The 23142-nt window shown below is 30.4% G+C and carries 21 protein-coding genes; 10 read left to right on the forward strand and 11 right to left on the reverse strand.

Annotation, left to right across the window (positions count from 1 at the left end):
* The first annotated feature begins 57 nt into the window (after nt 1–57).
* The 4 genes from AAC008_RS02840 to AAC008_RS02855 all read left to right on the forward strand — a co-directional run bounded on the left by AAC008_RS02840 (nt 58) and on the right by AAC008_RS02855 (nt 3519).
* Nucleotides 58–819 (forward strand): exodeoxyribonuclease III, encoded by a 762-nt coding sequence (locus AAC008_RS02840; protein ID WP_339887298.1) that lies wholly within the window; start codon nt 58–60, stop codon nt 817–819.
* Nucleotides 820–909: 90 nt separating this feature from the next.
* Nucleotides 910–1878 (forward strand): OmpA family protein, encoded by a 969-nt coding sequence (locus AAC008_RS02845; RefSeq protein WP_339887299.1) that lies wholly within the window; start codon nt 910–912, stop codon nt 1876–1878.
* Nucleotides 1871–2368: a MepB family protein gene (locus AAC008_RS02850; protein WP_339887300.1), complete on the forward strand. Its 498-nt coding sequence runs from the start codon at nt 1871–1873 to the stop codon at nt 2366–2368. The genes AAC008_RS02845 and AAC008_RS02850 overlap by 8 nt, the downstream gene beginning before the upstream one ends.
* Before the next feature lie 110 nt (nt 2369–2478).
* The gene (locus AAC008_RS02855) at nt 2479–3519 is read left to right on the forward strand and encodes an NADP(H)-dependent aldo-keto reductase (RefSeq protein WP_339887302.1); all 1041 of its coding nucleotides are present in this window, start codon (nt 2479–2481) and stop codon (nt 3517–3519) included.
* A gap of 72 nt (nt 3520–3591) precedes the next feature.
* Here the strand turns inward: AAC008_RS02855 and AAC008_RS02860 are convergent, their stop codons facing one another.
* The 7 genes from AAC008_RS02860 to panC form a co-directional block, all read right to left on the reverse strand.
* Nucleotides 3592–4968, reverse strand: a complete 1377-nt coding sequence (locus tag AAC008_RS02860; protein WP_339887303.1) for a PQQ-dependent sugar dehydrogenase — start codon at nt 4966–4968, stop codon at nt 3592–3594.
* A gap of 93 nt (nt 4969–5061) precedes the next feature.
* On the reverse strand, nt 5062–6672 hold the full coding sequence (locus AAC008_RS02865; RefSeq protein ID WP_339887304.1) for a DUF4139 domain-containing protein: 1611 nt from the start codon (nt 6670–6672) through the stop codon (nt 5062–5064).
* 104 nt (nt 6673–6776) lie between these two features.
* A complete protein-coding gene (gene radA, locus AAC008_RS02870) occupies nt 6777–8138 on the reverse strand; it encodes a DNA repair protein RadA (RefSeq protein WP_339887305.1) in 1362 nt (453 codons plus the stop codon).
* Complete coding sequence (locus AAC008_RS02875; RefSeq protein ID WP_339887306.1) at nt 8138–9286, reverse strand: alpha/beta hydrolase-fold protein; 1149 nt, start codon at nt 9284–9286, stop codon at nt 8138–8140. Before AAC008_RS02875 ends, radA begins: the two co-directional genes overlap by 1 nt.
* Nucleotides 9287–9322: 36 nt before the next feature.
* Complete coding sequence (locus AAC008_RS02880; protein ID WP_339887308.1) at nt 9323–10285, reverse strand: lysylphosphatidylglycerol synthase transmembrane domain-containing protein; 963 nt, start codon at nt 10283–10285, stop codon at nt 9323–9325.
* 2 nt (nt 10286–10287) lie between these two features.
* Nucleotides 10288–10638 carry an aspartate 1-decarboxylase gene (panD, locus tag AAC008_RS02885; protein ID WP_339887309.1) on the reverse strand — a complete coding sequence of 117 codons (351 nt, stop codon included), beginning with the start codon at nt 10636–10638 and terminating at the stop codon, nt 10288–10290.
* Nucleotides 10639–10651: 13 nt separating this feature from the next.
* Nucleotides 10652–11500 carry a pantoate--beta-alanine ligase gene (panC, locus tag AAC008_RS02890; protein WP_339887310.1) on the reverse strand — a complete coding sequence of 283 codons (849 nt, stop codon included), beginning with the start codon at nt 11498–11500 and terminating at the stop codon, nt 10652–10654.
* Between the two features lie 101 nt (nt 11501–11601).
* Here panC and AAC008_RS02895 point away from each other — a divergent pair, with 101 nt between their 5' ends.
* The 5 genes from AAC008_RS02895 to AAC008_RS02915 all read left to right on the forward strand — a co-directional run bounded on the left by AAC008_RS02895 (nt 11602) and on the right by AAC008_RS02915 (nt 18003).
* Nucleotides 11602–12411, forward strand: coding sequence for a glycogen/starch synthase (locus AAC008_RS02895; RefSeq protein ID WP_339887311.1), 810 nt, complete (start codon nt 11602–11604; stop codon nt 12409–12411).
* 8 nt (nt 12412–12419) lie between these two features.
* Nucleotides 12420–14123: a DUF4270 domain-containing protein gene (locus AAC008_RS02900; RefSeq protein WP_339887312.1), complete on the forward strand. Its 1704-nt coding sequence runs from the start codon at nt 12420–12422 to the stop codon at nt 14121–14123.
* Between the two features lie 8 nt (nt 14124–14131).
* Nucleotides 14132–15982 (forward strand): glutamine--fructose-6-phosphate transaminase (isomerizing), encoded by a 1851-nt coding sequence (gene glmS, locus AAC008_RS02905; protein ID WP_339887313.1) that lies wholly within the window; start codon nt 14132–14134, stop codon nt 15980–15982.
* Nucleotides 15983–16134: 152 nt separating this feature from the next.
* The gene (gene atpD, locus AAC008_RS02910; RefSeq protein WP_339887315.1) at nt 16135–17646 is read left to right on the forward strand and encodes a F0F1 ATP synthase subunit beta; all 1512 of its coding nucleotides are present in this window, start codon (nt 16135–16137) and stop codon (nt 17644–17646) included.
* A 75-nt stretch (nt 17647–17721) separates the two neighbouring features.
* Nucleotides 17722–18003, forward strand: coding sequence for a F0F1 ATP synthase subunit epsilon (locus AAC008_RS02915; protein ID WP_026717634.1), 282 nt, complete (start codon nt 17722–17724; stop codon nt 18001–18003).
* A 324-nt stretch (nt 18004–18327) separates the two neighbouring features.
* Here AAC008_RS02915 and AAC008_RS02920 read toward each other — a convergent pair whose 3' ends face one another.
* The 4 genes from AAC008_RS02920 to AAC008_RS02935 form a co-directional block, all read right to left on the reverse strand.
* A complete protein-coding gene (locus AAC008_RS02920) occupies nt 18328–18534 on the reverse strand; it encodes a helix-turn-helix transcriptional regulator (RefSeq protein WP_339887317.1) in 207 nt (68 codons plus the stop codon).
* 2 nt (nt 18535–18536) lie between these two features.
* The gene (locus tag AAC008_RS02925) at nt 18537–19040 is read right to left on the reverse strand and encodes a DUF2975 domain-containing protein (protein WP_339887318.1); all 504 of its coding nucleotides are present in this window, start codon (nt 19038–19040) and stop codon (nt 18537–18539) included.
* Nucleotides 19041–19042: 2 nt separating this feature from the next.
* Nucleotides 19043–19600 carry a hypothetical protein gene (locus AAC008_RS02930; RefSeq protein WP_339887319.1) on the reverse strand — a complete coding sequence of 186 codons (558 nt, stop codon included), beginning with the start codon at nt 19598–19600 and terminating at the stop codon, nt 19043–19045.
* 80 nt (nt 19601–19680) lie between these two features.
* Entirely contained in the window at nt 19681–21177 is a 1497-nt protein-coding gene (locus AAC008_RS02935; RefSeq protein WP_339887320.1) for a PLP-dependent aminotransferase family protein, read from the reverse strand.
* A gap of 79 nt (nt 21178–21256) precedes the next feature.
* On the opposite strand from AAC008_RS02935, the gene AAC008_RS02940 reads away from it, so the two are divergent.
* Nucleotides 21257–23071, forward strand: coding sequence for a TonB-dependent receptor (locus AAC008_RS02940; RefSeq protein WP_339887321.1), 1815 nt, complete (start codon nt 21257–21259; stop codon nt 23069–23071).
* Nucleotides 23072–23142: the final 71 nt, after the last annotated feature.

The raw sequence follows: 23142 nt of genomic DNA on the forward strand, positions 1-23142 counted from the left end.
TAAAGGAGTTTACTATTCTAGTAGCTTTTTAGTACTTTTGAAGTAAATAAAATATACATGAAGATTATCTCATATAACGTAAATGGTATAAGAGCAGCCATCAAAAAAGGGTTTATAGAATGGTTGCAACAAGCTAATCCAGACGTGATTTGTTTGCAAGAAATAAAAGCCAACGAAGATCAAATTCCGACAGAAGAAATTACAAAAGCAGGTTATCCTTTCCAATATTATTTTTCAGCACAAAAAAAAGGATATAGTGGAGTTGCTATTTTATGCAAAACAAAGCCCAATCATGTAGAATTTGGTGCTGGCATAGAACATATGGATTTTGAAGGAAGAATACTTCGTGCCGATTTCGATACAGTTTCAGTTATGAGTTTGTATTTGCCATCAGGAACAAATATTGAAAGACTTGACCATAAATTTATGTTTATGGATGATTTTCAAAACTATATTGACGAATTGAAAATAAATAAATCAAATTTAGTGATTTGTGGTGATTATAACATTTGTCATGAAGCTATTGATATTCATAATCCAGTACAAAATAAAAACACATCAGGATTTCTGCCAGAAGAAAGAGCCTGGTTAGATAAATTTATGAAATCTGGATTTATTGATACGTTTAGAAATTTTAACAAAGAACCTCATAATTATAGTTGGTGGAGTTATAGAGCTGGAGCAAGAGGAAATAATAAAGGTTGGAGAATTGATTATTGCTTAGTAAATGAAAGTTTAAAAGACAGATTAACTAGAGCCTTAATTTTACCAGAAGCCAATCATTCAGACCATTGCCCGGTTTTAGTAGAAATTGATTAATTTTTAAATACAGTAACAATTTCAAAACTCAATAATAAAGATACTTACATTAACGTTTTGCCTAATATAAAAGAATAATAAATAACAAAAATGATAAAAAAACTTGCCCTAAGTTTAGTAGTTGTTGGCTTAACAACTTCTTGTGTTTCAAAAAAAATCTATAATGATTTAGAAAACAAATTTGCAGATGTAAAAAAAGAACGCAACAATTTATTTGATGAAAATGCTGCTCTTTTAAAAGATAAAAACGCTTTAGATATTAAGGCTAATGACTTACAATCACAATTAGATAAAACTAAAACCGAAAGAGATAAATTAGCGAATGATTATGCAGCTACAAAGAAAAGTTATGACAACTTAAAAGCTTCTTATGATGCTTTAGAAAAAGATAGTAATCAAGCTTTAGCTGCTAATATTAATAAAAATAGAGAGTTAATTGCCGAATTAGATGCAAAACAAAAAACACTAAACGCAGAACAAGATCGATTAAATAAATTGAAAGCTGATTTAGAAGCAAGTTCAAAACGTTTAAACGAATTAGAAGAAATGATTGCAGCCAAAGATGCTGGAATGAAAAAATTAAAAGACAATTTATCAAAAGCCTTAAATGCCTTTGAAGGAAAAGGATTAACAGTAGAACAAAGAAACGGAAAAGTATATGTTTCTATGGAAAACAAATTGTTATTCGAATCTGGAAGCTATACGGTTGGAACTGAAGGTAAAAAAGCAGTTGTAGCTTTAGGAAAAGTTTTAGGTGAAAATCCTGAAATTTCTGTTTTAATTGAGGGTCATACGGATAATGATAAATTTTTGGGAAGCGTAGGTTCAATTGAAAATAATTGGGATTTATCTACAAAAAGAGCAACAGCAATCGTAAACATCTTAGCCGAAAACAAGACTATTGACAAAAAGAACTTAACAGCAGCTGGTCGTGGAGAATTTGCTCCAATGGCTTCAAACGATAACGCAATTGGAAAAGCAAAAAACAGAAGAATTGAGATTATCTTAACGCCAAAATTAGATGAGATCTCTAAGATGTTAGAGGATTTAAATGACTAAAATTATAGCCTTAAAGTATATTAATTCAAATATTTACAAAAAACTAAATTTTAAAATTTCTAAACTAATAATTGACAAAGAAAGTCAAGAATATGATGGCTGTGAATTTGTAGTAGATGAAAAAAGAATAATTTTCAGAAGTGCTAAAATCACACCAAAAAAAGTGGGTCAATTTGTACCTTTTTGGAAAAGAAACAAAGAAGGAATAACAGAACCTTTTTCTGAAAATGATACCATTGATCTTTATGTCATAAATGTTCAATCAGAAAATAAAGTTGGACAGTTTGTGTTTCCAAAATCAGTTTTAATTGAAAAAGGAATTATTTCAACTTCAAAAAAAGACGGAAAAAGAGGTTTTAGAGTTTATCCAATTTGGGACAAAACCATAAACAAACAAGCAATTGTAACTCAAAAATGGCAACTAAACTATTTTTTTGAAGTCAAAGAAGATTTAGATTTCAATTTTGTAAAAAAATTATATTCAAATTAAATAGAAAACCTGTAAGTAGAAATACTAGCAGGTTTTTATTTTTATTAAACTTAGACGCTTTGTATCTTTGTATCTATAATAATAAGATACTGAACTAAATTCAGCATAAAATGAAATACACAACACTACCAAATACCAACATAAAAATCAGCAAAATTTGTTTAGGAACAATGACTTTTGGCAATCAAAATACCGAAGCTGAAGCTCACTCACAATTAGATTATGCTATTGAACGAGGCATCAACTTTTTGGACACGGCCGAAATGTATCCAATTGGTGGAAATGCTCAAATTTTTGGTAGTACAGAAAAACATATTGGAACTTGGATAAATAAAATTGGTCAAACAGAAAGAGAAAAACTAGTTGTAGCTACAAAAATTGCTGGACCAAATCGCGGTATGGAATACATTCGTCAACCTTTAGATTTTTCAAAAAAAAATATTAAAGAAGCGGTTGAATTGAGTTTAAAAAACCTGCAAACAGATTATATTGATTTATACCAAATGCATTGGCCAGAGCGTGTGATGAATATGTTTGGACAAAGAGGTGTGCAACAAATTGATGAAAATTGGCAGTATTCTATTTTAGAAATTCTTCAAATTTTTGAGGATTTGATTAAAGAAGGAAAGATAAAACATATAGGAGTTTCAAATGAAAACCCTTATGGTGTAATGCGTTATTTGATGGAAAGTGAAAAGCATAATTTACCTAAAATTGCAACGATTCAAAACCCATATTCTTTATTAAATCGTTTGTATGAAGTTGGTTTATCTGAAATTTGTATTAGAGAAAACGTTGGTTTATTGGCCTATTCACCTTTGGCTTTTGGATTTCTAACAGGAAAATATTTAGATGGTTTTCCAGAAAAATCACGCATGAAAACATTTCCTAATTTTACTAGATATACCAACGAAAATTGTTTCAAAGCCACAAAATTATACAAAGATTTAGCCGAAGCAAATGAAATGACTTCTAGTGAAATGGCTTTAGCATACGTTAATCAACAACGTTTAGTTACTTCTACGATCATTGGAGCAACTTCGTTAGAACAATTAAAAGCTAATATTGATGCTTTTGACATCGTTTTATCGCAAGATATTTTAGCTGAAATAGAAAACATTCATGAATTAATTCCTAATCCTGCACCTTAAAATAGTTTTCAGCGCTCAATTTTTAGTCTTCAGTTAAACTGCTTACTAAAAACTGAGCACTGAACACTTTTATTATTCTTTTACCAATTTAGAACTATAATTATTTCCATCAATAGTAGTTACATTTACAATATAAACTCCATTGGAAAGAGAAGTCACATCAATTGTATTTGTTTTATTTTGTAAAACTTCTTTAGAAAGAAGTAGTTTTCCAGAAACATCAAAAACCTGAATTTGTTTTGCAAAACTTGCTTCTGAACTAGAAATTGTAATGCTATTTTTTGCAGGATTTGGATATAAACTAAAACCACTATTTTCAAAACTAGTTGTCGAAGCTGTTGAAGTGTCAACTATTTTATAAATCACACTTGAGTTTGATACATATAATTCACCATTCATGTCTTCACCAAAAGAAGTGAAATTATTACTTCCTGAAAAATTAGGAGTATAAGTCACAGCGTTTGAAGTTGTATCAACATATCCAATTCTATTCACACAATAATCTGCAAAGAAATATTTGTTTAATAAATTAGGATACATTGTTCCTGTGTAGACATAGCCACCAGTTATAGAACAATTTCCACCTGAATGAGTGTATTGTGCTACTGGCATTGTCATTGTTCCTATTGGAGCACAACCAGAAGTGTTGTAAGCAACATTTCCTTCATAACATTTCCAACCAAAATTTAAACCAGCAGTTAAAGGATTTGTGACTTTATTAATTTCCTCAATATTATTTTGTCCAACATCTGCAATCCATAAATCACCATTTAATCTGTTAAAGGAAAATTTCCAAGGATTTCTTACTCCAATTGCCCAAATTTCATCATTACCAGCAATTCCAACATAAGGATTTCCAGCAGGAGAAGTGTAATAAGGAGCAATGGTTGTATTTACATCAATACGAAGCATTTTTCCCAAATTTTCATTTATGTTTTGAGCTCTATTTCCTGGATCACCAGCACTTCCTCCGTCACCCATTCCAATATATAAATAGCCATCTGGACCGAATTTTATACTTCCACCATTATGATTAGAATAAGGTTGAGAAATAGTCATTAAAATAGTTCCAGAATTTACAGCAACATCAGGATTTGTGCTGTTAACAGAATACCTTGCTATAACAGTATCACCAGAAGTATTGGTGTAGTTTACAAAGAAATAACCGTTAGAAGCATAATTTGGATGAAAAACCAAACCTAATAAACCTCTTTCTCCACCAGAAGCAATTATACTAGATAAATTTAGAAAAGGTGTTGCATTAACCGTTCCGTTTGAATTTAAAACACGAATTAATCCACCTTGTTGAACCACAAATAAACGGCTATCACCAGCATGAGTGATTTCAACGGCTCCAGAAAAACCTGTGGCAAAAGGTTGAATAGCTATGGTTTGAGAAAAAACAAGTGAAGAAGTAAAGGCTACAAGTAATAGTAATAATTTTTTCATAGTTTCTCTTTTCTTGTAAAGATAAATAAAAAACAATAAAAAAACGACTGAACATATTAATATTCAGTCGTTTAAAAATCAATGTAAGTAAAATTATAGATTGTCTATTACTTTGTCTTTTGGATATTTTACTAAATAACTAATTCTAATTTTCTTGGTTTCGTTTGGCGCGAGTTTTAAATCCCAAGTCATAACACCAGTTTCTTCGTTTACTTTAGCTCTATCTTTTTCTAGAACTTCAATCGTAATTTCTTTATCAGTACTTATTGGATATTGATCCTTTAAAAGGATTTCAACGGTTTCTTTTTTGTTGTTTCTAACCGTAATATCATAAGTAAAGGTTTGTTCTTTGTAAGATGATAAGAATTTTGTTCCCGATTTATCCGTTACTTTTTCACGTTTAATAGAAATCTTTTTATCTCTTCCCATTGATAAACTCAAAGTATCGGCTGTTTGATTTGGATTGATAAACGTTTTTCCAACATACATTCCTTCAAAAATGATATTTGCTTCACCAGGTAATAAATTAAATTTAGAATAATCATTAATTTGAGCTAATAAAAACGCTTCTTTTTCCATTCTCGGAACAGCATAATATCTGTAAGAAGCGGGTAATTTTATTTCTTTTAAAGCAACACTATGTGCTTTTCCATTGGATAAAATATCATAAGGAATTTCAATGTCGAAGGATACGTTAAGTTGGTTTTCATTAACAGTTGTATAATTTGAAATGGAGGATTCTTCCATTTTGTCAGCGTTAACTTCTAAACCTGAAACTTTTCCTTGAATTGTATTTATAGGAGCATTTTGATTTCTATAACCATAAGCAACAGGATAACCATATCTCAAAAACCAAGCTTGTAAAATAGGTGCTTCATTGTTTTGATTAGGATTTCCGCTTGATAAAGTCAGTTTTACTTTTCTCCAGTCAATTCCTGTATTTTGAACCACTTTTGCTTTGTACATCATATTGATTGGTTCTTTGATGTTTTCGGCACGTAAATCATAAAAAGGTTGCCAAGAAGCATTGTTAGTCATGTAATTTATATCCAAATCTACATTTCCAGCTATTTCATTCATTACTTGAAGAATTAGTTTTCCTCTAGATGTTTTTTCTTCGTTTTTAGTATTGATTTCAAGTTTTGAATTTAGTCTTTTTAATTTTTCATTCAGCTTATTTTCTTTTTCTTGAAAAGAGGTAATTGCGTTACTTAATTCGGTTCGTTTAGATTTATAGTAATCCACTAATTTCATCAATTCTATTACACTTAAACCTGAATTTTGTCCAGCAACTTGTTGGTTTTTGTCCAATAATTCAATTGTTTTTGAATGCGAAGTTTTATCAATCTGAACTTTAGTAATTTCTTTTTGAACCCAAGAAATACTATCTCTCACTTTCTTGATAGCAGGATTACTTTCATCGATTTCATATTCAGAAATATAATTTTGGGTAAACTGAACCGAAAGCACTGTCAACGAACTTGGAGCACCAATTTGAACGGTATTTTCATTTAAATAATCAGCTACATTTTTGATGACAATTTCACTTGTCCCTTTTGGAAGAGTTAATGAAGTTGATTGTGATAATTCAGCACCATTAGTATAAACGGTTGCTGCATTTACTTTTGCTGAAGTAAAGATTGGTTTTTGAGCCAAAGCAATTACTGATGCAAAAAGCGTTAGAATTAAAAGTATTTTTTTCATGATTTTATATTTTCTATTTATAGTAAGAGTGACTTTTTAATGAAAAGGTTGGAAAGCAAGTGAAAAAAGTGCTCAGTGTTCAGTTTTTAGTAAAAAAGTAATTGTTACTCAAACAAAACGTTAACCACATCTTCAATTTTAGCCACTAATACAATTTTTATAAAAGTATTTTTTAGAGAAATTTTGTTGTGTTTTGAAACCAAAATAGTAGTAAACCCTAATTTTTCAGCTTCTTGAATACGTTGGTCAATTCTATTTACTGGACGAATTTCTCCTGATAAGCCAACTTCACCAGCAAAACAAAAACCGTCTTCAATCGCAATGTCTTCGTTTGATGATAAAATGGCAGCTACAACGGCTAAATCAATAGCTGTGTCATCCACATTTATTCCACCAGTTATATTTAAAAAAACATCTTTTGTTCCTAATCGGAAACCTGCACGTTTTTCTAAAACAGCCAAAATCATGTTTAGTCTTTTGGCATTATAACCTGTTGTACTTCGTTGAGGTGTTCCATAAACTGCAGAACTTACAAGAGATTGAATTTCTATCATCAAAGGTCGCATTCCTTCTAAAGTACAAGCAATTGCAGTTCCAGAAAGTTGTTCGTCTTTGTGCGAAATTAATATTTCAGAAGGATTTTCAACTTCACGCAAACCACTTCCTAGCATTTCATAAATTCCTAATTCGGCAGTAGAACCAAAACGATTTTTTAACGAGCGAAGAATTCTATAAACATGATTTCTGTCACCTTCAAATTGAAGAACCGTATCAACCATGTGTTCTAATATTTTTGGACCAGCAATTGTTCCATCTTTTGTAATGTGACCAATTAAAATTACGGGAACGTTTGATTCTTTGGCATATTTTATCAACTCAGCTGTACATTCTCGAATTTGAGAAATACTTCCTGCCGAAGATTCAATATAATCTGTATGTAAGGTTTGAATTGAATCAATAATGACAATTTCAGGTTGGATTTCCTGAATTTGTTTGAAGATGTTTTGTGTTTTAGTTTCCGTAAGAATGTAGCAATTATCACTGTTTGGAGTAATTCTTTCGGCACGCATTTTTATTTGTTTTTGGCTTTCTTCTCCAGAAACATAAAGCGTTTTATAAGGTAATTTTAAAGATATTTGAAGTAAAAGTGTACTTTTTCCAATTCCAGGTTCACCACCTAAAAGTATCAAAGAACCAGGAACAATTCCACCACCTAGAACCCTGTTTAGTTCGTTGTCATTTGTGTTTAAACGAATTTCTTTAGCAGAATCTATTTCCTTAATTAATAAAGGTTTTGATGCTTTTGAAGTTGATCCAGAATCACTTTTCCAAGTTTTTTTTTCTTCTTTTTGGATAATTTCTTCGGCAATAGTGTTCCATTCTTTGCAATTATGACATTGTCCCTGCCATTTAGAAAATGGAGTTCCGCAATTTTGACAAAAAAAAGATGTTTTTACTTTACTCATTATTGGCCTGCTCTTTTTCTTTTAAGGTCTTCTAGTTTTTCAAGCATAAAAGCTTTAGTGAACATTCCAATATCTTTTAGAGAATATCCTTTTTCAACAGCTTTAATAGCCTTGTCATAATTTCTGTCTTTTTCATAATAGGAAGCTTCAATAAATGAAGGTAACATCGTTTTTGGATATTCTTTACTAGCTATTTTTTCTAAATTTTTTAATTCTTCACTTGAGCCATTCTTAGTAATTAGATTTTGAATCGCTAAAAAGTCAATTAATCTAATTTTCATATCAACACCATAAAGAGTATTAATGTTTTTGTATTTTTCAGTAAGATAATCAACAAACCCAGAAGTTTGGTTTTGAAGTTGCTTATATTCTTCTTTGTTTATGGGTTGATATCCTTTAAACACATGATATAGCGCTTGTGGAATAGCTACGGGAACCATTGAGTAATGAGAATAACCATCTAGTTGTAAATATTTATAAGAAACATTTTTATTTAGAACTGTTTTTAGATTTTCATCTAATAATTTTACTCTTTCATAAATAGATGTTTCATCCGTAGGAGAAGAAACTTGAAAATAGCTAATAGGTTTTGGCATCATTTTCATTCTATCTTCAATTCGATTTTCCATGTCATAGGCTAAGTCTGGGCACATTGATATATAACCATCAAAAATTGGATTGTCTTTGTATAGGAAAAAGTTTAAAAAACCAGCAGTTGCATCATGACCTGCAATAATTTTATAAGGAACAGTTCTATAACTATCATTTACAAACGGAATTACTTCAGCTGCAATAAATTCATAAAAATTACCGCTTTTTTCAGTGGGTAATCCATCTTCATTTCCTTTTGAGTCAATAATCCTATCGTTGTTTTTTGCTTGATGAATTCCCACAATAATAACTTCGGGCAAATCATCAAAATAGTATCCATATTGTAAAGAACCGTTAAAAGGATCCATTAAATATTCACCATCTAAAAGATAAATAACGGGGTATTTTTTATCTTTTTCAAACTCATATGATGGAGGTAAAATAACAGAAATTTGCCTAGATTTTCCTAATCTATTTGAGTCAATTGTTTCTGTTTTCTTTTGAGCCATTGAAATAAAAGAAAGTAGTAATAATAATGCTATATATATGTTTTTCATGATGAGTTTCTGGTAAAGAAATGGCAATTTAGTTAATTATTTATGTTTATTAAAAAAATGTAATAACAAATACGACAAAAGACCTACTAATACGGTAAGTAATGTTTGTGATGTCCAAATAATCCAACCTAATGCAGCACCGGCTCCTTTATTAATTCCATAAAGTAATAATACAGTTTGAATTGAAATTGGAAAAGCACCGATTCCTCCATTTGTAAAACCTATTGCTACACTTCCAAAAATAAATCCCATTATTACTATACTGAAAGCTATGTCAGAAGTTTCAGGAATAGCAAAAACGCAAACATAAAACATCAATAAATATAAAGTCCAGATTAAAAAAGAAAAGAATAAGTATTTCCATCGATCTTTCATGACCAAAATGCTTGTCATTCCTTCAATTAATCCAGCAAATTTTTCTTTTATTTTTCCAACAATCTTCCAATTAGAACGAAACCAAATTAGTAAAAAAACAATTCCTAGAACAAATAAAACAATTCCTATAATAATTAATTTTGAAGGAGAAATATTGGAAAAGATAAATTCACTTATAATATTAAATTGCAAAATGAATGCAATAAAAACAAACAATAAGAAAATTAATAAATCAACAACTCTCTCGGCTACAATTGTACCAAATCCTTTATCAAAGGGCACATTTTCATATTTTTTTAATAAAACAGCTCTGGTAACTTCTCCAGACCGAGGAATTGTTAAATTAACAAAATAAGCTACTCCAACAGCAAAAAAATTGTTGTGTAGTTTTGTGGTATATCCCAGATGATTTAAGCTATATTTCCATCTATAAGCTCTAGCCCAATAAGCAACTAGTGAAATACAAAGCGATAAGAAAACATATGTATAATCTGCATTTTTAAAATACAGTTTAATGTTTTCTAATTGTTCTGGAGTTAAGCTTGAGTATTGATAATAAATTAATCCAATTCCAATTAATAATGGAATTGTTAAACTGGCAATTTTTCTAAATGGGGAAGCCAAAGTTAGATTAATAAATTGTTTTCCTCATTAGGAAAAACAAGTGCTGGTTTAAAAACTTTAGCTTCTTCGATGCCTAAAATTCCGTAAGCGATAATGATAATAACATCACCTTTTTGCACCCTTCTTGCTGCTGGTCCATTTAATGTTATTTCTCCAGATTTACGATTACCCTTAATAGTATATGTTTCGAAACGTTCTCCGTTATTAATATTAACAATTTGAACTTTTTCACCTTCAATTAAGTTGGCAGCTTCCATTAAATCTTCGTCAATGGTTATACTTCCAATATAATTTAAATCGGCTCCAGTTACAGTTACTCTGTGAATTTTAGATTTTACTACGTGAATTTGCATGGTGCAAAAATAATTAATTAAGTGAAATATTATCTATTAATCTGATATTATCTATAAAAACAGCTATAAAAGCCCTGTATTTTTTGTTTTTAGACTTTCTAATACATGTTTTTAAAGTAGTTTCATCAGCAATTTCAAAGTATTCCAAGGTTATGTTTTTATTTTTTTCTAATGAGTTTTTTACCCATTCGCTTACTTCTTTAGCACTTTTTGTGCCAAATTTTTCTTTGGCAGTCAGTAATGTTTTAAAAATTATTGAAGCTTCTTCTCTGTCTTTTTTGGAAAGCCTTTCGTTTCTAGAGCTCATTGCTAATCCATTAGCTTCTCTAAATATAGAACAACCTATGATGTTGACTCTTAAACTGTTTTTAGAAACTAGTTTTTTAACAATTTGTAATTGCTGAAAATCTTTTTCTCCAAAATAAGCATTTGTCGGTTTTACAATTTCGAATAATTTTTTTACAATGGTGCCAACACCATCAAAATGGCCTGGGCGATGTTTGCCTTCCATTTCATTTTCTATTCCATCATAATTAAATGATTTAGAATTTGTCTTTCCTTCATAAATATCATCTACAGTTGGAGCAAAAACAATACAATTTGGACAAATTATTTTGATTTTTTCTATATCAGTTTCTAAAGTTCTAGGATATTTTTCTAAATCTTGAATATTATTAAACTGGGTTGGATTAACAAAAATACTAACCACATTATATTCATTCTCCTCTAAAGAATTTTTAATTAATGATAGATGCCCTTCATGTAGAGCACCCATTGTTGGGATAAAACCTATGGTACAATTTTTGCCCCAAATTGTTTTTAAATAAGCTGTTAAAAGGGCTTTTTCTTTAAAAATTTGCATCAATAATAATAATAAATTGACTGCAAACTTACTATTTTAGTAGATAAATACATAAAATTTTGTAATTTTGCATGTTTTATAATTTGAAAATAAACAATTTTATGGAGGATAAAAGGATTTTGTATGTGTCATCTGAAGTGGTTCCTTACTTAGCTGAAAACGAGGTGTCAATACAATCTTATGAATTACCAAAAATGATTAATGATGTAGGAGGGCAAATTAGAATTTTTATGCCTAGATATGGTAATATTAATGAAAGAAGGCATCAATTGCACGAAGTTATAAGACTTTCAGGTATGAACTTGGTTGTAAATGATGTAGATATGCCTCTGATAATTAAAGTCGCTTCAATTCCTAAAGAAAGAATTCAAGTTTACTTTATTGACAACGATGAATATTTTAAAAGAAAAGCTACATTTTCTGATGAAGAAGGAGTTTTATATCCAGATAATGATGAAAGAGCTATCTTTTTTGCAAAAGGAGTTGTTGAAACGGTTAAAAAATTAAATTGGGTTCCAGATGTTATCCATGTACATGGGTGGATGGCTGCTCTTTTGCCGATATATTTAAAGCATTATTATAAAAATGAGGGTATTTTTAATGAAACAAAAATTATAACTTCAGTTTATAATCAGTCATTTGATGGTGAATTAGATAAAAAATTGATCAATAAGATGGTTTTTGATGAGATTCCTGAAGCAAGTATTTCTGAGTTAAAAGCACCTAATTATGAGAACTTGTTAATGGCTTCTATTCAGCATTCAGACGGAGTTATTATTGCGTCAGATGATTTGTCATCAAGTTTAACAAAATATATAGAAAGTTCAAAAAAACCTTTTTTACCTTTCACACCGAAAGAAAGTTTCAATGAAGTTTATACAGACTTCTTAAAAAATACGGTTTTAAAATAATAATAAATATGAATACATTCACTAAAGCAGTTTTACTTTTATTTGCTTTTACTTTTATTTCGTGTGATAAAGACTTTAACACACTTGGTTCGGATATAGTTGGAGATGAGCATTTTACTTTTGAAAAATATAATGCAGAAAATTTAAATTCATATATTAAAAGTACTGGTCCAGTTCAAACCAATAATCTACCAATAAATTCTTTAGGGATTTATAATAATCCTGTTTTTGGAAAAACAAAAGCTCATTTCGTTTCACAAATTGAAATGGTTAATCCTGATCCTAGTCTTGGTTACAATCATTATATTGACCCAGTAAAAGATTCAGTTTATGTATATATTCCGTTTTATAGCACTTTAGAAAGCACATCTACTGATGGTGTAAGATCGTATGAAATTGATTCAATCTATGGAGATAGTGACGCGAAATTTAACCTTAAAGTGTATGAAAACGGCTACTATTTAAGAGATTTTGATCCTTCGACTAACAATCAATCTACACAAAAATACTATTCTGACCTTAAGCCAACAATTGACACTTATAAAAGTTCTCAACTTTTAAACACTGGAACAACAAGTGAAAACACTGAATTCTTTTTTAATAATAAAGAAATTATTATTTATAAAACAAATGGTAATGGGCAATATTATGATAGTGAAAATGCTATAACTACTGACCCAGATAAGTATGTAATTAAAGAAAGAAAGTTGCCAGGTGTTTGGTTGAATTTAAACCAAGCAGCTCTTAAAACTAGAATATTAGATGCGGTTGCGCAAGGAAAGCTTTATAACAACAACATTTTTAAACAATACTTTAAAGGTTTATATTTTGAAGTTGAAGAAAATGTTGCGGACCAAGGATCACTTGTTAAACTAGATTTTTCTAAAGCAGAACTATTAGTACAATATCATTATTTCTTTGAAGATGGTGTAACAGATCAGGCATTAGCTTTAAAGAGTGCATTGAAATTTCAAATGGGTTATTCCGAAACAGGAACAAAAAAGAGTAATTCAGTTAATTTATTTGAGTTTTCTAATATAGATGCTAATTATTCAGAAGCTTTATTAGGAAATAATACAGATGGAAAATTATATTTAAAAGGAGGAGTTAATGGATCTGTAGCTTATATCGATCTTTTTGGAACAGAAGATTTGACTGGAGCTGTAAATGGAGGTCCAAATGGAATACCTGATGAATTAGATAAATTGCGTGCCAATAAATGGTTAATCAATGAAGCTAATTTAGTGTTCTATATTGATCAAACAGCCATGGCTAACGCTGATTATGAACCTCAAAGAGTTTATTTATTTGATGCAACAAAAAACAAACCATTGTTAGATTATTATGCAGATATTTCATTAGGGGCTAATGCTAAATTAAATAAGTATATTCACGGTGGAATTATCCAAAAAGATAGTGATGGAAAAGGGACAAAGTATAAAATCAGAATTACTGATTACATCAATAATGTTTTAAATGGGACTAATCCTAATAATAATGGAAATTCAAGATTAGGACTAATTGTAACTGAAAATATAAATTTAGTAACAAACGCATTTTTAAAAACTCCATATACAATAGGTACTGATGAATTAAAATACTTGCCAGTAGCATCAGTAATGCATCCGTTAGGAACTGTTTTGTATGGAGCACAAAGTACAGATCCTGATAAAAAATTGAAACTAGAAATTTATTACACCGAACCTAAATAAAATAATTTATGTGTGGAATTGTAGGTTATATTGGATATAGAGAAGCTTATCCTGTTATTATAAAAGGATTAAAGAGATTAGAATATAGAGGTTATGACAGTGCAGGTTTAGTTCTTTTTGATGGAACGAATCTAAAAATGTCAAAAACTAAAGGAAAAGTTTCAGATTTAGAACTAAAAGCTGAACAAGAAGGAACTACTAAAGGATTTGTAGGAATGGGTCATACACGTTGGGCAACTCATGGAGTTCCAAATGATGTAAACTCTCATCCACATTTTTCTAACTCAGGAAAATTAGTAATTATCCACAATGGAATCATCGAAAATTATGAGCCATTAAAAATAGAATTAATTAAAAGAGGATATACATTTCAGTCTGACACCGATACAGAAGTTTTAATTAATCTAATAGAAGAAGTTAAGAAAAACGAAAAATGCAAACTAGGAAAAGCTGTTCAAATAGCTTTAAACCAAGTGGTAGGAGCTTATGCAATTGCAGTTATTGATGTAGATAAGCCAGATGAAATTGTAGTTGCAAGATTAGGAAGTCCTCTAGCATTAGGTATTGGTGAAAACGAATACTTTATAGCTTCAGATGCATCTCCATTTATTGAGTATACTTCAAATGCAATTTATTTAGAAGATGAAGAAATGGCAATTGTGCGTCTACATAAACCTATAAAAGTTCGTAAAATTAAAGATGATTCTTTAGTTGACCCATATATTCAAGAACTTCAAATGAATTTGGAGCAAATTGAAAAAGGAGGGTATGATCATTTTATGTTAAAAGAAATCTACGAACAACCAAGCGTAATAAAAGATACATATAGAGGAAGACTTTTAGCAAATAAAGGTATAATTCGTATGGCTGGTGTAGAAGACAATCTTGAAAGATTTATCAATGCTAAAAGAATAGTAATCATTGCTTGTGGAACATCATGGCATGCAGGATTAGTAGCAGAATATATTATTGAAGAATTTGCAAGAATTCCTGTTGAGGTAGAATATGCTTCAGAATTTAGATACAGAAATCCAATCATAAATAAAGACGACGTAATCATAGCAATTTCTCAATCAGGAGAAACAGCGGATACTTTAGCAGCAATCAAATTAGCAAAAGAAAAAGGAGCATTTGTTTTTGGAGTTTGTAATGTTGTGGGTTCATCAATTTCACGTGAAACTCATGCAGGAGCTTATACGCATGCTGGACCAGAAATTGGAGTAGCTTCAACAAAAGCATTTACGACTCAAATTACAGTGCTTACAATGTTAGCTTTGCGTTTAGCTAAAGCAAAAGGAACAATGAATAATTCTGATTATCAAAGATATTTATTAGAATTAGAATTAATTCCAGAAAAAGTAGAAGAAGCACTTCAAACTACAAATGAAGCGGCAAAAGCTATTGCTGAAATTTATAAAGACTCACCAAATTGTTTGTATTTAGGAAGAGGTTATAATTTCCCAGTAGCCTTAGAAGGAGCATTAAAATTAAAAGAAATTTCATATATTCATGCGGAAGGTTATCCAGCTGCAGAAATGAAGCACGGACCAATTGCATTAATTGACGAATCAATGCCGGTTATTGTAATTGCACCAAATAAAGGGCATTATGATAAAGTAGTTAGTAATATTCAAGAAATTAAATCACGTAGTGGTAAAATTATTGCAATTGTTACGAAAGGAGACACGCAAGTAAAAGCATTAGCGGATCACGTAATTGAGATTCCAGAAGCTACGGAAGCATTAACTCCATTATTAACAACAATTCCTTTACAATTATTATCCTATCACATCGCGGTTATGAGAGAGTGTAATGTTGATCAACCTAGGAATTTAGCAAAATCGGTGACGGTAGAATAACATATTTAAAGCGAAATTGAAAGATTTCGCTTTTTTATTGCAAAAAATTCAAAAAATAAATTGCAAAATTGTTTTGAAAAAAACTATCTTTGCAAACGGAAAAAAGTATCTTTTTTTCAACAGTAAATAGCTATTAAATAAATACATAAGTAATGTCTAAAGTTACAGGAAAAGTTTCAAAAATTATCGGACCAGTTGTTGACGTTGTTTTCAGCACAGAAGGAGTCGAACTTCCAAAAATTTATGATTCATTAGAAATCACTAAAAAAGATGGAACATTATTAGTACTTGAAGTACAATCTCACATTGGAGAAAATACGGTTCGTACTATCTCAATGGATTCAACAGATGGTTTAGCAAGAGGAGTTGATGTAGTTGCTACTGGTGCTCCAATTCAAATGCCAATTGGTGAAGATGTTTTTGGACGTTTATTTAACGTAATTGGTGATGCAATTGACGGATTAGGAGATTTGCCAAAAGCAGGTACAAATGGTTTATCAATTCACAGAAGTGCACCTAAATTTGAGGATTTATCTACTGCTACTGAGGTATTATTTACAGGTATCAAAGTAATCGACCTTATTGAGCCTTATGCAAAAGGAGGAAAAATTGGATTATTTGGTGGAGCAGGTGTTGGTAAAACAGTACTTATCCAAGAATTAATTAATAACATCGCAAAAGGACACGGTGGACTTTCAGTATTCGCAGGAGTAGGAGAAAGAACTCGTGAAGGAAATGACCTTTTACGTGAAATGTTAGAATCAGGAATTATCAAATACGGTGATGAATTCATGCACTCTATGGAAGAAGGTGGATGGGATTTATCTAAAGTAGATAAAAATATAATGAAAGAATCGAAAGCTACTTTCGTATTCGGACAAATGAATGAACCACCTGGAGCTCGTGCTCGTGTGGCATTATCAGGATTAACTATTGCTGAATATTTCCGTGATGGAGCAGGAGACGGACAAGGAAAAGATGTACTTTTCTTCGTTGATAACATCTTCCGTTTTACACAAGCAGGTTCTGAGGTTTCGGCTCTTTTAGGTCGTATGCCTTCTGCAGTAGGTTACCAACCAACTTTAGCAACAGAAATGGGTGTGATGCAAGAGCGTATTACATCAACAAAAAGAGGTTCTATTACATCTGTACAAGCGGTTTACGTACCTGCGGATGATTTAACGGATCCAGCACCAGCAACAACGTTTGCTCACTTAGATGCTACAACTGTATTGTCTCGTAAGATTGCTGAGTTAGGAATTTATCCTGCGGTTGACCCGTTAGATTCTACTTCTAGAATTTTAACTGCAGACATCTTAGGAAAAGAACATTATACTTGTGCTCAAAAGGTAAAAGAAATATTACAACGTTACAAAGAATTACAAGATATTATTGCAATTTTAGGTATGGAAGAATTATCTGAAGAAGATAAATTAGTTGTAGGTAGAGCAAGACGTGTACAACGTTTCTTATCGCAACCATTCCACGTAGCAGAGCAATTTACAGGTTTAAAAGGAGTTTTAGTAGACATTAAAGATACTATCAAAGGATTTAATATGATTATGGATGGTGAATTAGATCACTTACCAGAATCAGCTTTCAACCTTAAAGGTACTATCGAAGAAGCTATCGAAGCTGGAGAAAAAATGTTAGCAGAAGCATAAATTAGTTAGCAGTTAGGAGGTAGCAACATTTAGTTATTGCTATTTACTAATCACTAATTACTAATCACTAAAAATATGATTTTAGAAATAGTATCACCAGAAGCTACATTATTTAAAGGAGAAGTTACTTCAGTAGCTTTGCCAGGTGTGAATGGTGAGTTTCAAATGTTGAATAATCACGCACCAATTGTTTCATTATTGACAAAAGGTAACATTAAAATAAATGCTCAAAAAATTAATATTGATAAAGAATTTATTTCTCAATTCAAAAAAGTAAACGAGCAAACATTTTGGTTACCAATTAACTCAGGAACAATCGAAATGAATGAAAATAAAGTTATTGTTTTAGCAGACTAAGACAATTTCGATTTTATAAATAAAAAACCTAACATTAATTTGTTAGGTTTTTTTTGTTTTTAAGCTATTTCCGGCTATTCACTATATCTTTTATTGCGAGGAACGAAGCAATCTTTTGAGGAGATTACTTCGTTCCTCGCAATAAAAGGATGCCATTACTATCTGGGCTAGGGTTTTACGTTAATAAATATAAATCATTTTCATATTCACTTATATCAAACCTAACAGGTTTTAAAAATCTGTTAGGTTTACTTTTATACTTAAGTTTAAAACAAAATTCTTTGCGAAACTTTGTGTAAACCTCTGTGAATCTCTGTGAAATAACTACTCTCTAACAAACTCCAAAATATCAGCAGGTTGACATTCCAATTCTTCACAAATAGCTTCTAAAGTAGAGAACCTAATGGCTTTTGCTTTTCCAGTTTTTAAAATCGATAAATTAGCAACAGTTATGCCTACTTTCTCTGCCAATTCATTGCTCTTCATTTTGCGTTTGGCTAACATTACATCTAAGTTTACAATTATTGGCATAGTTATATCGTTAATTCGTTTTCTTCCTTTTGTGTTTTAGCAATCATAAACACTTCGCTTAAAACCATAAAAAATAACCCTAAACAAAATAGCATAACAAAAGGATTTAACCCCATCTCAATACTAACTTCTCTTTTCAATAATTTTATAATAAAAGCAGGAACTCCTGACAAAAGAGATGAAATAAGTAGCAAAATTCCAATCATATTAAAGTTTTTAATAACTTCTAAATCAAATATTTTATTCCTTTGAAAAGATCTTAATATTTTTCTAAATAGAAATAGACAAAAAACAATTAGTAGGGCAGCAAGTGTAATACAAATTAATAAGATTTTAGACTGTAAATCTACAACAGCTACTTCAATACCATTTATATTTATTGGTATTCCAAAAGGTTCATCATTTATTAAAACATAACCTAAAAATAGAATTAATAATGGAATTGCAATAAACGACATAATCCAAACAAAATCTACGATAGCTTTTAAAATATTTAGTTTTCTCATAATTATATAGTTAGTTCGTTTTCGGTTTGTATATCTATTCCTTTTTTTACAATATGTGAAATAATAAAAAGAATCACAGCCATAAACAACCAAACATCTGCTCCTTCTAAGTTTAACAATTGTAAGTTAACTGCTTGAAGCCCTTGTTTTGAAAGTAATTCAGAATATTTATCCCCAGAAATAGAAAACAGTCCAATTCCTAATGCAAGATAAGATAGTCTAGAAATGAACAGTCTTAATTCCAAACTAAAGGGTTTGTAAAAATCCAATTTTTTATTAACGAACATTTTTATAATAAGATAAAACATAATGGCTTTCAAAACAGCAACAATACACATAATAATTGCCACTACCATAAAATAACCATAATCGTGTTGGTAAATGCTAGATAAATACTCTTTTCCTTTCCAAAAATTTTCCACACCATCAGGATTAATAAAAAGCGAGATAAATGTGTTTACAACAATTGCACCTGCTTCCACACATAATCCAATAAAAATGATCCACGAAAGTATTTCCAATACCTTCAAGATTTGATTGTTTGTGATTTTAATTTCCATGTTTAATTAATTAAAATTATTTCACAAATATATAAAAATTATCGAATAACAATAAAAAAACATCAAAAAAGAATAAAAAATTATTTTTTACCAACTAAATCATAGGCATTTTTCAACTTCTTTACCACAATTTCAAGCTCATCTTCATCTAAATGACCAAAACCAAAACGAATAGCACAAGTGTTTTTATTCTGAAAAAGTATGGTTTTAGGAAGAAATAAATCATTCTTTTGTGCTTCTTTAGCTAATTGAACTAATGATATTTTAGGTTCAAATTGCAACCAAATAGCCAATCCACCGGAAGGTTTTCCCCAGCAAACACTTTCTTTAAAATGTAGATTTAGCATTTGACATAAATAATCACGTCTTTGTTTATAGTTGATGATATTTTTTTTAATCAATCGGTGAATTTCACCTTCATAAATCAATTCAGAAAGCATTTGTTCCTGAATTACATCTCCTTGTTTATCCAACATTTGCAAATAATTCTTTGCTTCAACAATTAAATTAGTTGGAGCAACGACAAAACCCGTTTGAAAACTAGGAAACAAAGATTGTCCCAGTTTTCCTAAATAAATCACATTTCCATTAGCATCAGAACTTGCCATTGGTAACATAGCCGAGCCTTCAAATTGAAAGTCGTAATCAAAATCGTCTTCAATTATGGCAAACCCATATTCTTTGGCCAATTCTAGTAATGCCAATCTTCGTTCAGCACTAAGTGTATTTGTTGTTGGGTAATGACGATGAGCACAAACATAAACGCAACGAATCGATTTTTTTATGTAATGTTTTCGAATGTATTCAACATCCAAACCATTTTCATCAATTGGAATAGTATGAATCGTTGCTCCAACTTGTTGAAAAATCATATTGGCAGCATAATTACTCAGATCACCAACCAAAACAACATCGTTGGGCTGCAGTAAAAGCTGTGATACGATGTACAAACTCATTTCTGTACTTCGTGTACTTATTAAGTTTTTAGGTTTAATGTGAAAGCCACGAGTAGCATTTAAATAATTACACAGTTGATTTTTATAAACCGAATGAGTTGTATTTGAAGCCTGATTCCATTTAGAAAGCAAAGTTTTCCGTTTCATAGAAGCACTATACCATTTTGAAAACTGATGTGTTGGGTGTAACCGTAAATCGGGCTGTCCATCATTTATTGTATACTTTGTTTCTTTAGTTTCAGTGGTAGAAGCTAGGTGAAAAGAAGGTTTAAAATCAAATCCAGTCCTTTCTGTATTTTCGTTTTCTTGATTTGTGGGGTAAGAAATAGCTTTAATAGAAACTGTTTTTTGATCAGGTACAATTACAAATGTTCCTTTATTAGGAATAATTTCAACCCAACCTTGTGAAGCCAATTCATCATAAACAGCCACAACAGTATTTCTATGAATATTCAATACTTGACTCAACGTTCGACTTCCTGGCAAAGCAGTTCCTCGGGTTAAATAACCACGTTGAATGGCATCAATAATTTGATGAGAAATTTGAATAAATACAGCTGTGGAAATATTTTTTTCAAACTGAATTAATTGCTTTAAAAGTGTTTCAACCGGACTATTCATAATTTAAAAACTGGACTACATTACTCGTCCGGAAAGTTACGAATTTTGCATCGTTTTAAAATAAACAATAGTCAGTATTATGAAAAATACCTTTTTAATAGCTTCTTTAGCGGTTTTTACTTTAACAGGAAAAGCGCAAGACACACAACAAAAAACAGATTCGTTAAGAGAAGTTGTCGTGACTTCTTCTAGAATTGATTTACCTTTTGATGAAAACTCGAGAACCATTCAAATTGTCACAGCTTCTGATATTCAGAAATTAGGCGTTACAAATGTGGCTGATGCTTTACAACAAGTTGCAGGAATTGATGTAAGAAGACAAGGTGTAAATGGTATGCAAGCCGATTTATACATAAGAGGTGGAAGTTTTGATCAAACCTTATTATTAATTGACGGCATAAAAGTAGACGATCCACAAACAGGACATCATACTTTAAATTTAGCTTTACCAATTGAAGTTATCGAACGAATCGAAATTATAAAAGGTCCAGCTGCTCGTATTTTTGGGCAAAATGCTTTTTCTGGAGCTGTAAATATCGTTACCAAAAACGCTCCTAGTAATGCTTTAGTAACAAAATTTCAAGCGGGTTCTTATGATCAGTTTTTGGCTGAAGCTACTGGTTCAGTTAATTTAGAGAATAGCAGTCATATTGTTCATTTTAGTAAGAATTTTTCAAACGGTTATAGAGAAAACACCGATTTTGACAACCAAAATTTATTTGTAAAAAGTCAGTTCAATAAAAATAAACTTCCTATTAATTTGATTGCAAGTCATTCCGAACGAAAATTTGGAGCACAAAATTTTTATGGGGTTACCTTTTCATCTGCAATTCCATATGAAGAAACTCAAACCAGTTTAGTTGGACTTTCTACTGTAATCAAAAAAGGAAATTTTAATTGGAAACCAAAAGTATATTGGAGAAGAAACCAAGATGAATTTCTATTAAAAAAAAATGACCCAAGTTTTTATAGAAATCTACACATAACTAATAAATTTGCTGGTGAATTAAACGGTTCGTATGATTCCAATTTAGGAACAACAGGTTTTGGTATAGAATTTTCTAAATATGTAATTCAAAGTAATAATTTAGGAGATGCGGAAAGAGAAATTGCCACATTATTTTTAGAACATCGTTTTCAGTTTTTAGATAATAAATTAGATGTTACACCAGGAATTGCAGCATCGTATTTCTCAGATTTTGACAATAAATTATTTCCCGGAATTGATTTAGGATATAAAATAAACAACGAAGTTAAAGTATACGGAAACATAGGTTATACATACAGAGTTCCAACTTATACAGATTTATATTATAGAGACAGTTCAACGGCTGGAAATCCAAATTTACAAGCTGAAAGTGCTTTTGCACAAGAATTAGGATTAAAATATAATTTAAAATCATTTCAGTTTAATGCAGCTCTTTTTAATAGGAAAACGGATGATTTTATTGATTACAGAAGAGCAACACCAAGTGATTTATGGAAACCTTTAAATATTGATGTAAGAACTCAAGGAATTGAATCTTCATTAAAATTCATGTTTGACACTAATTCCATTACACATCAAATTCATTTAAATTACACCTATATTGATGACAATATTGATACAAGTTTAATTTCTAAGAACGGAATAAATTCAATGAAACATCAAGCGATAATTAATTATAATTTGCAAATTTTCAAAAGATTTAAACAAAACATAGCCTATAAATATGTGGAACGAACTTCAGGGGTGTCTTATAATGTGTTTGATTTAAATACCAGTTATAAAATAAATGATTTAGAGCTTACAGCTTTATTTCAAAACATTTTCAACACAGAATATTTTGAACATACTTATGTACCCATGCCAAAAGGAAACATGATGTTAGGTTTAAAATATACTTTTAGATAAGAGCTTTTCAAGAATCAATTGCACTTCTAACTTCCCCTCCATTGGAGGGGTGTCCGAAGGACGGGGTGGTT

It is taken from the genome of uncultured Flavobacterium sp., from assembly GCF_963975515.1.
GTDB lineage: Bacteria > Bacteroidota > Bacteroidia > Flavobacteriales > Flavobacteriaceae > Flavobacterium.